Source organism: Actinocrinis sp. (assembly GCF_035938995.1).
GTDB lineage: Bacteria > Actinomycetota > Actinomycetes > Streptomycetales > Catenulisporaceae > DASZGI01.
The window spans coordinates 19175-30495 of sequence record NZ_DASZGI010000174.1 but is presented as its reverse complement, the minus strand read 5'-3'; the positions used below and the strand labels follow the sequence as shown (position 1 = coordinate 30495).

The following is an 11321-nucleotide window of genomic DNA, read 5'->3' as shown; positions in this document are numbered from 1 at the left end:
CGTCGCCGAGGTCAAGGCCGGCAAGGCCGAGGTCCTCGGCGTGATCCACCTCAAGGACATCGTCAAGGACGGCATCCGGGAGCGCTTCGCCGAGCTGCGCAAGATGGGCATCAAGACCGTCATGATCACGGGTGACAACCCGCTGACGGCCAAGGCCATCGCCGACGAGGCCGGGGTGGACGACTTCCTGGCCGAGGCGACGCCCGAGGACAAGCTCGCCTTGATCAAGAAGGAGCAGGAGGGCGGCAAGCTGGTCGCGATGACCGGCGACGGCACCAACGACGCCCCCGCGCTCGCGCAGGCCGACGTCGGCGTGGCGATGAACACCGGTACCTCGGCCGCCAAGGAGGCCGGGAACATGGTGGACCTCGACTCCAACCCGACCAAGCTGATCGAGATCGTGGAGATCGGCAAGCAGCTGCTGATCACCCGTGGCGCGCTGACCACCTTCTCCATCGCCAACGACGTGGCGAAGTACTTCGCGATGCTCCCGGCGATGTTCGCCAGCGTGTTCCCCGGCCTGTCGAAGCTGAACGTCCTGCACCTGTACAGCCCGCAGTCCGCGATCACCTCGGCGATCGTGTTCAACGCTCTGATCATCGTGGCGCTGATCCCGCTGGCGCTGCGCGGGGTGCGCTACACCCCGTCCTCCTCCAGCACGCTGCTGCGCCGCAACCTCTGGATCTACGGTTTCGGCGGCCTGGTGATCCCGTTCGCCGGGATCAAGCTGCTGGACCTGTTCGTCCAGTACCTCCCCGGAATGGGACGCTGACATGAACCGTCTCCCAGGCGCCGTGCTGCGCCACCTCGCCGCGCTGCGCGCGATGCTCGTGTTCACGGTCATCTGCGGCATCGCCTACCCCCTGCTGGTGACCGGCATCGCCCAGGCCGCCTTCAAGAACCAGGCCGACGGCTCGCTGATCACCAACGGCAAGGGTCAGATCGTCGGTTCCAAGTTGCTCTGCCAGGAATTCACGGACAGCAAGGGCAACGCGCTGAACCAGTACTTCCAGCCGCGGCCGTCGTTCGCGATCCCGTCCGGGGCCAAGAACGACTACGGCTGCGACCCGACCCAGTCCGCCGGGTCCAACCTCGGCCCGAACAGCGACACGCTGCTCAAGGACGTCGACACCAACCGCAACTCCATGGCCGCGTTCGACTCGGTCGGCGGATACACGGTGACCCCGGGCCAGGTGGCCACCGACGCGGTCACCGCCTCCGGCTCGGGTCTGGACCCGGACATCAGCGTGCTGAACGCGCAACAGCAGGAGCACCGGATCGCCGCCACCCGCGGCATCTCGGCCGCTCAGGTGGACGCGCTGGTCAAAGCGAACACCGGTGGCCGCGACCTCGGGTTCCTCGGCGAGCCCGGCGTCAACGTCCTGCAGCTGAACATCGCGCTGGACACGCAGTACCCGTACTCGGGCAAGTAAGGACCTTAACCGAGTCGAATCTCCGGGCGGGCGCAGGCGGAACGCGCCCGCCCGGAGGAGCACCGTCCATCCGCCGAGTGAGGGACCGGGAACATGCGCGGCAAGTTGCGGGTCTACCTGGGCGCGGCTCCCGGTGTGGGCAAGACGTACAAGATGCTCGAGGAGGCGCACCGCCGGATCGAGCGGGGCGCGGACGTCGTGGTCGCATTCGTCGAGTGCCACGGCCGAGTGAACACCGAGGCGCTGCTCGAGGGACTGCCGGCCGTCCCCACGAACACCCGGAGCTATCGGGACGGCCAGTACCGAGAGATGGACCTCGACGCCGTCCTCGAGCGCCACCCTCAGGTCGCGCTGGTGGACGAGCTGCCGCACACCAACATCCCCGGCGGGCGGCACGAGAAGCGCTGGCAGGATGTCCAGGAGCTGCTGGACGCGGGGATCGAGGTCATCACGACCGTCAATGTGCAGCATCTGGAGTCGCTCAACGACGTCGTGCAGCGGATCACCGGGGTGCCGCAGCGCGAAACAGTGCCCGATGACGTGGTGCGATCCGCTGATCAGATCGAGCTGGTGGACATGTCGCCGGAGACTCTGCGGCGGCGTCTCGCGCACGGCAACGTCTACGCGGCCGAGAAGATCGACGCGGCGCTCGGCAACTATTTCCGGGTCGGCAACCTCACCGCGCTGCGCGAGATCGCGCTGCTCTGGGTCGCCGACCGGGTGGACGAAGTCCTGCAGCGCTACCGCGAGGACCATCAGATCGGGCGGGTATGGGAGGCCCGGGAACGCGTCGTCGTCGCACTTCCCGGCGACGAATCAGGGGACATGCTCATCCGCCGGGCCGCCCGGATCGCGCAGCGTTCCATGAAAGGCGCGGGCTCGTCGCCGGCCGGGGGCCCGGGCGCCGAACTGCTCGCCGTCCACATCGCGCGGTCCGACGGCCTGAGCGGCACGACCAGTCCCACCGCCCTCGCCGCGCAGCGCCACCTGGTCGAATCGCTCGGCGGCACGTATCACACGATCGTCGGGGACAACGTCGCACGCTCCCTGCTCGAATTCGCCCACGCCAAGAACGCCACGCAGCTGGTCCTGGGCACCTCGCGGCGCAGCCGGGTCAACCGGTTCCTGACCGGGCGCGGCATCGGCGAGACCACGATCCAGCTGTCCGGCGACATCGACGTGCACATGGTCACCCACCGAGATCCCGGGGCGGCGCAGCGCCTTTCGGCGTGGCTGCCGCCCAATCCGCTGCGCGAGGCCGCGTGGGGCGACGGCCGGTGGCGCGGGCACTTGGCGGCTCTCATCGTCCCGCCGATCCTGGCCGCGATCCTCACACAGGTGCGCGGCCATCTCAATCTGACCAGCGACGCGCTCATCTACCTGGTCGCCATCGTGGCGATCGCGCGGCTCGGCGGCCTGCTGTCCGCGCTCATCGCGGCGGTCTGGGGCTCGCTGCTGCTCAACTACTACTTCATCCCGCCGATCTACTCGGTCACCATCTACGACGCGAACAACGTCATAGCACTGATCGCGTTCATCGTCGTCGCGCTGACCGTCGCCTCCGTGGTGGACCTGGCGATCAAACAGAGCCGCCGCGCGGCCCACGCCTCCGCCGAGGCCGAGACCCTCGGCGCGTTCGCCGTCTCGGTGCTGCGCGGTGACTCGGCCATCGCGGCCCTGCTCGAACGCTTCCGCGAGACCTTCGGCATGGCGTCCGTCGCGCTCCTCCAACGCACCGCCGGCCAGGGCGACCCGCTGCTGCCCGCCGAATACGACGAACCGGGCCGGTGGACCGTCGTCGCGTCGACTGGGGCCGAGCCCGCGGCGTGCCCCGGCCAGGCGGACACCGTCGTCGACGCCGGACCCGACGCGATGATCGCGCTGCGCGGACGAACCTTGCCGGCCGCCGACCAGCGCGTCCTGGCCGCGTTCGCCGCGCAGGCCACCGCAGCCCTCGAACGCCGCAGGCTGGTACGCGCCGCCGCCGACGCCGCGAGCATCGCCGCCGCGGACAAGATGCGCACCGCACTGCTCGCCGCTGTGTCGCACGACCTGCGCACCCCGCTGGCCGCCGCGAAGGCCGCCGTCGGCACCCTGCGCGACCCCGACCTCGATGTGCCGGCTGACGACCGCGCCGAACTGCTGGAAGCCGCCGACCAGTCGCTCGACCGGCTCGCCCGGCTGGTCGAGAACCTGCTGGACATGTCCCGGCTGCAGGCGGGCGCGCTCAAACTCACCCTCGAACCGCTGGCCGCGGACGAGATCGTGCCGCGCGCCGTCGACGACGTGCCGGAAGCCGCCGGACGCGTCACCGTCTCACCGCCCGACATCCTCGTCCCGCCGGTGCTCGCCGACGGCGCGCTGCTCGAACGCGCCATCGCCAACCTCGTGGGGAACGCGGTCAAGCACACCGACTCGCCCGTCACCGTCACGGTCTCCGCGCTCGGGACGCAGGTGGAGATCCGCGTCATCGACCGCGGCCCCGGCATTCCGGCGGCTGACCGCGATCAGGTGTTCCTGCCCTTCCAGCGGCTCGGCGACCGGGACAACACCGCGGGTGTGGGCCTCGGCCTCGCGTTGGCCCGCGGACTGGTCGAGGCGATGGACGGGACGCTCACCCCCGAGGACACCCCGGGCGGCGGACTGACGATGGTGCTGGCACTGCCGGCCGCGGCGGAGGAGGTGCTCGCGTGATCAGGGTCCTGGTTGTCGACGACGAACCGCAGTTGCTGCGCGCGCTGCGGATCAACTTATCGGCCCGCCGCTACGAAGTCGTGGTCGCCGCCGACGGGGCCACCGCGCTGGACCTGGCGGCCCGGCATGTGCCGGACCTCGTCGTGCTGGACTTGGGCCTGCCGGACATGGACGGCACCGACGTGATCGCCGGGCTGCGCGGGTGGACGAAGGTGCCGATCCTGGTGCTCTCCGGCCGCACCGACGCCGCCGACAAAGTGGACGCCCTCGACGCGGGCGCCGACGACTACGTGACCAAGCCCTTCTCGATGGACGAACTGATGGCTCGTCTCCGAGTGCTGGTGCGCAGGCTCGAATCCGAGCAGGCGGCGCAGCAGACGGCCGTGATCGGCTACTACACGGTCGACCTGGCGGCGAAGACGGTCATCCGGCTGCCGGGCGCACCGGAGGACGTGCCCGAGCAGATCCACCTGACCAAGACCGAGTGGGCGGTGCTGGAGATCCTCGTGCGCAACCCCGGCCGCCTGGTGTCCGGCAAGCACATCCTCCAGCAGGTCTGGGGCCCGGCCTATGACGCGCAGACCAACTATCTGCGCTTCTACCTGGCCAAGCTGCGCCAGAAGCTCGAGCCCGAGCCGTCGCATCCCCGGCAGCTGATCACCGAGCCGGGGATGGGATACCGCTTCCAGCCGTAGCCGCTGCCTGCTGGTCCGCCCGACCCGACCGTCCGCCATCTTGACGTTCCCGCCGCACCTCAGTACCTTCCCGAAACAGTAAAGAATATTTACCAGATTCTCGGGAGTCGGGCATGAGATCGCGCAGTGCGGCCAGGAGGGAAAGACGGGGCGCCGAAGGGCGGGCGTGGGGTGTCGGGAGGCTGCCTGTCCCGGTCCTTGCGGTGCTGACGCTGGTTGTCTGCGCCGGCCTCGCGATCGGGGTCGCCGCGCCCTCGATGGCCGCGCCGCCCGCGAGCTCCGCTGCGTCGTCTGCGGCGCAGCTGCGCACCGACCAGGTCGGTTACCTCCCCACCGACACCAAGGTCGCCTACCTCATGACGTCGAAGGCGATCACCGGCGAGAGCTACCAGGTCCTCAACGCGTCGGGTACCGCAGTGGTTAAGGGCACTGTCAACGCCAAGAGCCGTGGCTCGTGGAACTCCGCCCACCCGGACGTCTATCCGATCGACTTCTCGACCGTGTCCACGCCCGGCATGTATCACGTCGTCGCCAGCGGTGCGGTCAGCGCCAAGTCCGACACCTTCCAGGTCGAGACGGCGGCCGAGCTCTACGCGCCGCTCGTCGCCGGTGGGGTGAACTTCTTCCAGAACCAGCGCGACGGCGCGGACGTCATCCCGGGCACGCTGAACCGCAAGCCCTCGCACCTGAACGACAAGTCCGCGACCGTCTATAAGGACCCGACGTTCCAGTCCGGCGGCAGCGACGTGATCGTCGGCTCCTCGCTGACCAAGATCGGCGGGCCGGTCGACGTGTCAGGCGGCTGGTTCGACGCGGGCGACTATCTGAAGTTCACCTTCACCACCGCCTACGCGGACTCCCTGCTCTACTCGGCGGCGCGCAGCCTCGGCGCCTCCGCCCCGGCCTCGCTCACCGCCGAGGCGGCGTACGGCACTTCCTGGCTGAACAAGATGTGGAATCCGACCACGAAGACGCTCTATCTCCAGGTCGGCATCGGCAGCGGCAACGAGACGACGTTCTTCGGCGACCACGACCTGTGGCGGCTGCCGCAGGCCGACGACTCGGACACCGCTTCCGGGGACCGGTACGCCGCCGCGCACCGGCCCGTCTTCGAGGCCGCGGCGCCGGGCGCCAAGATCGACCCGGACATCGTCGGCCGCGTCGCCGCGGCATTCGCTCTCGCCGCCCAGGCCGACGCCTCGAGCAACCGGACGCAGGCAGCCGCTGACCTGGTAGACGCCACCTCGCTCTACGCGATGGCCAACACCAGCCCGTCCGGCACCCTCGGCTCGGCCCTGCCCACCGCCTACTACCCCGAGTCGATCTGGCACGACGCGATGGAACTCGGTGCCACCGAAATCGCGCTGGCCGAGCAGGACCTCGGCCAATCGGCGTCCGCGTCCGGCTACGTGAAGCAGGCCGCGACCTGGGCGTCGGACTACATCGCGAGCGACTCCGGCAACGACACGCTCAACCTCTACGACGTCAGCGCCCTTGCCCACGCCGACCTGGTGACCGCCATCGCCGACGCGGGCGACCCCAGCGGTCTGGCCGTCACCAGCGCCCAGTTGATCGCGAACCTCAAGGCCCAGGTCGCCTCTGCCGCGACCAAGTCGGCCGCCGACATCTTCCGAGAGGGCGGCGACTACGCGAACTTCGACGTCGACTCGCACACCTTCGGCTTCATCTCCACCGAGGCGCTGTACGAGAAGGCCAGCGGAGACACCGAATACGCCGCCTTCGCCGGAGAGCAACGGGACTGGCTGCTCGGCGGCAACCCGTGGGGCTCGAGCTTCATGGTCGGCTTCGGCACCACCTTCCCGGACTGCATGCAGTCGCAGATCCCGAACCTGTCCGGCTCGCTGACCGGCCAGGCCCCGATCGACACCGGAGCGGTGGTCAACGGCCCGAACGGCACGGGCAACTTCCAGGGCGGGCTCGGCTCGCTGCAGACCGGCATGAAGAAGTGCGAGAAGGACTCCGGCACCGCGTTCACCGGCCACGGCAGCGAGTTCGTGGACGACGTGCGCTCCTGGCAGACCGACGAGCCCGCGCTCGACATGACCGGCAGCGCGATCCTCGCCGCGGCGCTTCAGGAGACAGTGGCGCACTGAGAGCAAGGACGCTGCGATCCAGGAAACCCTGAGCTCCAGGAACGCCGCGATCCGCAAGCCCTCGGCCCGGCCGCGACTTGTCCGTCGCGGCCGGGCCGAGGGCTTGTCATCGACTACGGATTAAGTGCCGATCAGCTGCACCAAGGCACCACGATGTCGACGAGCGTCTGCGCGACCTGCTCGGCGGTCGGATGTATCACGGAAAACTGGCGCGATTGAAGAAAGCTCACGCGTGGTGGGAAGATCGGTGGGTTGATTCATCCTGTCTTTTCCTGGGCGAAGTGGCAGGCGCTGTCAACATCCAAACGGCTCAACGCGTTGCCGCTGGCCGCCGCGGAGCGGAGACTGGAGGGGCGCCTCGCACGCCGAATGCTGTTCGGGAGGAAGCCCTCATGCAGGTCACGATCTTCGGCGCCGGGAACATGGCCCGCGCCGTCGCCACCCGCGCGCTGTTCGGGCGGCACACGGTGCGCATCATCGACCGCGACCGGGACCGGGCGGACAAGCTCGCCACCGATCTGCGCGGAAGCGTTCCGCACGCGGATGTCCAGGCCGCAGGCCGCTCCGGGCTCGACACCGCGGACGTCGTCGTGCTCGCGGTGCCGTTCGACGCGGCCGAACGGATCGCGGCCGAGCACGCGGACGCGCTGGCCGGGCGCGCCGTCGTCGACCTCTCCAATCCGGTCGACTTCACCACTTTCGACGCGCTGGTCGTGCCGCCGGGCAGCTCCGCGGCCGAGCAGATCGCCGCCGCCGCGCCGCGCGCGCACGTCGTCAAGGCCTTCAACACCACGTTCGCCGGCAACCTCGCCGAGGGCCACGCCGGGGGCATGCCGCTGGACGTGTTCATCGCGGGCGACGACCCGGCGGCGAAGGAGACGGTGGCCGAGCTGGCCAAGTCGGCCGGCCTGCGGCCGATCGACGCCGGGCCGCTGCGGCGCGCCCGCGAGCTCGAGGGCTTCCAGTTCCTGCACATGACGCTGCAACCGCAGCTCGGCACGAACTGGAGCAGCGCCATCAAGATCGTCGGCTGACCGGGCCGGTCGCCGCGCCGCGGCGCAGCGCGTGGCCGGGAAGAGCGCCGGTCGGACGCCCGCCGTCGACGACTGCGACGCCGTTCACGAACACGTATGGAATGCCGTCGGCCTGGCGGCACGGGTCCTCGAAAGTCGCCGTGTCGCGGACCGTTGCCGGATCGAAGAGCACGAGGTCGGCGTGGTATCCGGTCCGGATCAGGCCTCGATCGCTCAGACGCAGCCGCCGCGCAGCCCGCCCGGTCAGATGCGCGACGCACTCTTCGAGCCCGAGCACGCCTTCGTCCCGCACATAGCGGCCGAGGAAGCGGGGGAAGGTGCCCCACGCGCGCGGGTGCGGTCGCGCCGGTCCGAGGATGCCGTCGCTGCCGCCCGTGTGCGCCGGGTGGCCCATGATCGTGCGCACGTTCTCCTCGTTGCCGACGTGGTGGAGGATCGTGGTGCCGAGATCGTCGTCGAGCAGGAGCGTGCGGAAGACCTCGAACGGCGGCCGGCCCTGCTCGGCGGCCAGATCGGCGATCGTGCGCCCGACCGCCCGCGGATCGCGCGAACCGGAGATCTCGACGGTGCGCCAGTCCGCCGGGACTCCGTGGCAGCCGTCCGAGCCGAGTTGCTCGAGATCGCGCCGCATGCGCAGCAGCGCGCCCTGGTCGCGCAGCCTGCGCACGATGACCTCGGGCCCGCCCGCGGAGGCCCAGCTCGGCACCAGCGCGACCAGCGTGGTCGAGCCGGGCAGGTAGGGGTAGGTGTCGAGGCTGATGTCACAGCCGTCGGCGATCGCGTGGTCCAGGAGCTTGAGCAGTTCCGGCGCCCGCCCGGCGTTCTCGGGGAAGTTCATGGTGGCGTGCGCGAGGTGCAGCGGGCAGCCGGCGCGGCGCGAGACCTCGATCATCTCCGCGTAGGCGGTGAGCGCGCCCGCACCGTACGAACGGTGGTGCGGGGAGTAGTAGCCGCCGTACCCGGCCACGACACGGCAGAGTTCGACCAGTTCGTCGTCAGAGGCGTACATGCCGGGTGCGTAGGTCAGACCGCTGGACATGCCGACCGCGCCCTGCTCCATTGCCTCAGCCACCAGGGCGCGCTGACGATTTATGTCGTCCGCATTGGCTGGCCGCGGCTCCCACCCCATCGCGAGCATCCGCACGGAGCCCTGCGGGACGAGGTAGCACGCGTTGACCGCGATTCCGGTGTCGAGGCGGTCCAGGTACTCGCCGACGCCGCGCCACGACCACGAGAAGCCGGGCGGGTCGCCGTTCCAGCCGGCGATCGCCTGCCGTGTCTGCTCCAGTGTGACGTCGTCGACCGGGGCGTAGGACAGGCCGTCCTGGCCCAGCACCTCGCAGGTGACGCCCTGAGTGGTCTTGGCCGCGTGCGCGGGCTCGGCCAGCAGCGCCAGATCCGAGTGCGCGTGCATGTCGATGAAGCCGGGGCACAGGGCGAGGCCGTCGGCGTCGAGTACCCGGCGGCCGGTGAGCCCGGGCCCGATCGCGGCGATCCGGCCACCGTCGAGGGCGACGTCGGCGCGCGCGCCCGGAGCGCCGGTGCCGTCGATCACCGTGGCCCCGCGCAGGACCAGGTCAGCCATCTTTTCTCACGTCCAGCCCGCGGCCGGGGGTGCGGCGGACGACGGGTCGGGCGTTGCGCGGTCCGCATGATCGGTTCTAGCATCGGGGCCGCCGGACGGTCAACGTCCGATCATGCCCAGCGATCAGATTCAGGAGACGGCCGCGGTGTCAGAAAAGGCTGGGTCCGAGAAGGCTGGGTCCGACAAGACCGAGATCCGCACAAGTGGCGCGCCCGCGCCCGCCTGGGTCTTCTCGCAAGGGGTGCGCAAGGGGCCGCTGCTTCAGGTCTCCGGCCAGGGACCGCAGGACCCTGCGACCGGGGCGTACGTCCACCCGGGAGACGTGCGGGCGCAGACCCGGCGCACCCTCGAGAACGTGAGGGCGGTGCTGGAGGCGGGCGGCGCCACCGTGAACGACGTCATCATGTTCCGGGTCTACCTGACCACCCGCGACGACTTCGCCGCGATGAACGAGGCGTACGGCGAGTTCCTCCGCGAGCACTCCGCGGACGGGGTGCTGCCGTGCCGCACCACCGTGTTCGTGGGACTGCCGAACGAGAGCATGCTCGTCGAGATCGACGCGCTCGCGGTGGTCTGAGCGCCGAGCCGGAAGCGTTCGGGTTCAGAAAGCGGCGAGCGACTCGTCTACGAGAATGCGCAACCGCTCACACTTCTCATCCAGACTGCGCATCTTGGCGTACCAGGCGGCGTACGCGCGCCGGCGCAGGCGGCTCGGCCGCGCCGCGCGCAGGGCGTCCCGCGCGATGCGCCAGCAGACATCCTCCGCGGCGACCATCATGAGCGTCGGCGACGCGGCGACCAGCGCGGCAGGGATGCGCGCGCCGATCGACTCGAAGTCGACGTTCTCGACGTTCGGCGCCGCGAGCCGTGGACGGCGTGCGGCGCGCGGGTGATGTGGCTGCTCGTCGAGCGGGAGGTGGGTACCGTCGAGCCAGTCCATGATCGACTCCAGGTGGGGTGGGGCGGAACACGGTCATCCCCGTCCAGTTGACCAGGGAGCGGCAGAGCGCGGGGCGAGCGCGGGTGGAGCCCGGCGCGGCGTGCCCCCGAATCGGCCATACTCCAGATGTGCAGGAACGGGTGATGTTCTTCGACCCGGGGTACGGGATCGGCCTGACGATCGCCGCCGGCAGCGGCCGCAGCTGGGTGGAGACGCCGGCCGGCGACCCGGTGACGGCGCATGTGCACGTCGACGTCGCGGGCGAGTCGATCGTCGTCGCCGGGATCGTCGAGGACCGCCGCTGGCGCTCGCACACCGGGTTCGTGCCGTGGGAGGAGCTGCTGCGCTTCGCCGACCGGCTCGACGCGCTCGCCACGCAGGAGGCCGGCGCGGTCGAGTTCGCGGCCGAGCCCGGGTTCCGGCTGGTGGTGCGGCTGCGTGAGGACGGCAGGGCGCAGGCCGAGACCGTCTTCGAGGTCGGGCAGCACGTGCACATCGGCGTGACGGCCCGCACGCACTGGGACTGGCACGAGGGCAGCCGCCAGGACCTGACCGACACGGCCTGGCGCATCCGCACAGCCGTCCGCACCCGCCGCCCGACGAAGCACAACGGGCGTCCGGTCGCGCTCGAGGACGGCGACGAGGCAGACTGAGCCCGAATTCAGCAGGTCGGCTCGCACAGAACGGTGAATCTGACACGGCCTCGAATCAGGTGTGGCGCCCAATCAACCGCGCCCCGGATTGCACGGTTTACCGGGAACCCTGATTCACACCGTACGCATACGTGAACACCAGCCGCACGGGCGGGCGAATTTCCGGCGCCGAG

10 protein-coding genes are annotated in these 11321 nt (G+C 70.2%); 8 read left to right on the top strand and 2 right to left on the bottom strand.

Annotated features, from left to right (window positions below):
- From VGZ32_RS12655 to VGZ32_RS12630, 6 genes are all read left to right on the top strand, one after another.
- Positions 1 to 772: HAD-IC family P-type ATPase (locus VGZ32_RS12655; protein ID WP_326886164.1), on the top strand; the 772-nt coding region annotated here is incomplete at its 5' end.
- A 1-nt stretch (position 773) separates the two neighbouring features.
- Positions 774 to 1433 carry a K(+)-transporting ATPase subunit C gene (gene kdpC, locus VGZ32_RS12650; protein ID WP_326886163.1) on the top strand — a complete coding sequence of 220 codons (660 nt, stop codon included), beginning with the start codon at positions 774 to 776 and terminating at the stop codon, positions 1431 to 1433.
- Between the two features lie 93 nt (positions 1434 to 1526).
- A complete protein-coding gene (locus VGZ32_RS12645) occupies positions 1527 to 4127 on the top strand; it encodes a sensor histidine kinase KdpD (RefSeq protein WP_326886162.1) in 2601 nt (866 codons plus the stop codon).
- Positions 4124 to 4822: a response regulator transcription factor gene (locus VGZ32_RS12640; protein ID WP_326886161.1), complete on the top strand. Its 699-nt coding sequence runs from the start codon at positions 4124 to 4126 to the stop codon at positions 4820 to 4822. Before VGZ32_RS12645 ends, VGZ32_RS12640 begins: the two co-directional genes overlap by 4 nt.
- Before the next feature lie 203 nt (positions 4823 to 5025).
- Entirely contained in the window at positions 5026 to 6936 is a 1911-nt protein-coding gene (locus VGZ32_RS12635) for a glycoside hydrolase family 9 protein (protein ID WP_326886160.1), read from the top strand.
- Positions 6937 to 7328: 392 nt separating this feature from the next.
- Positions 7329 to 7970: an NADPH-dependent F420 reductase gene (locus tag VGZ32_RS12630; protein WP_326886159.1), complete on the top strand. Its 642-nt coding sequence runs from the start codon at positions 7329 to 7331 to the stop codon at positions 7968 to 7970.
- Here the strand turns inward: VGZ32_RS12630 and VGZ32_RS12625 are convergent.
- Complete coding sequence (locus tag VGZ32_RS12625; RefSeq protein ID WP_326886158.1) at positions 7954 to 9555, bottom strand: D-aminoacylase; 1602 nt, start codon at positions 9553 to 9555, stop codon at positions 7954 to 7956. The two genes, VGZ32_RS12630 and VGZ32_RS12625, sit on opposite strands and share 17 nt — an antisense overlap.
- Positions 9556 to 9667: 112 nt before the next feature.
- On the opposite strand from VGZ32_RS12625, the gene VGZ32_RS12620 reads away from it, so the two are divergent.
- Positions 9668 to 10132: a RidA family protein gene (locus VGZ32_RS12620; RefSeq protein ID WP_326886157.1), complete on the top strand. Its 465-nt coding sequence runs from the start codon at positions 9668 to 9670 to the stop codon at positions 10130 to 10132.
- Positions 10133 to 10156: 24 nt separating this feature from the next.
- Here VGZ32_RS12620 and VGZ32_RS12615 read toward each other — a convergent pair whose 3' ends face one another.
- Entirely contained in the window at positions 10157 to 10495 is a 339-nt protein-coding gene (locus VGZ32_RS12615) for a hypothetical protein (RefSeq protein ID WP_326886156.1), read from the bottom strand.
- 128 nt (positions 10496 to 10623) lie between these two features.
- Between VGZ32_RS12615 and VGZ32_RS12610 the strand changes: the two genes are divergently transcribed.
- Positions 10624 to 11148, top strand: coding sequence for a hypothetical protein (locus tag VGZ32_RS12610; protein ID WP_326886155.1), 525 nt, complete (start codon positions 10624 to 10626; stop codon positions 11146 to 11148).
- Positions 11149 to 11321: the final 173 nt, after the last annotated feature.

What these genes read in the sequence shown, in the direction of transcription:
- kdpC (WP_326886163.1), top strand. Translation starts at nt 774, where the DNA reads ATGAACCGTCTCCCAGGCGCCGTGCTGCGCCACCTCGCCGCGCTGCGC.
- VGZ32_RS12615 (WP_326886156.1), bottom strand. Translation starts at nt 10,495, where the DNA reads ATGGACTGGCTCGACGGTACCCACCTCCCGCTCGACGAGCAGCCACAT.
- VGZ32_RS12645 (WP_326886162.1), top strand. Translation starts at nt 1,527, where the DNA reads ATGCGCGGCAAGTTGCGGGTCTACCTGGGCGCGGCTCCCGGTGTGGGC.
- VGZ32_RS12630 (WP_326886159.1), top strand. Translation starts at nt 7,329, where the DNA reads ATGCAGGTCACGATCTTCGGCGCCGGGAACATGGCCCGCGCCGTCGCC.
- VGZ32_RS12625 (WP_326886158.1), bottom strand. Translation starts at nt 9,555, where the DNA reads ATGGCTGACCTGGTCCTGCGCGGGGCCACGGTGATCGACGGCACCGGC.
- VGZ32_RS12620 (WP_326886157.1), top strand. Translation starts at nt 9,668, where the DNA reads ATGCCCAGCGATCAGATTCAGGAGACGGCCGCGGTGTCAGAAAAGGCT.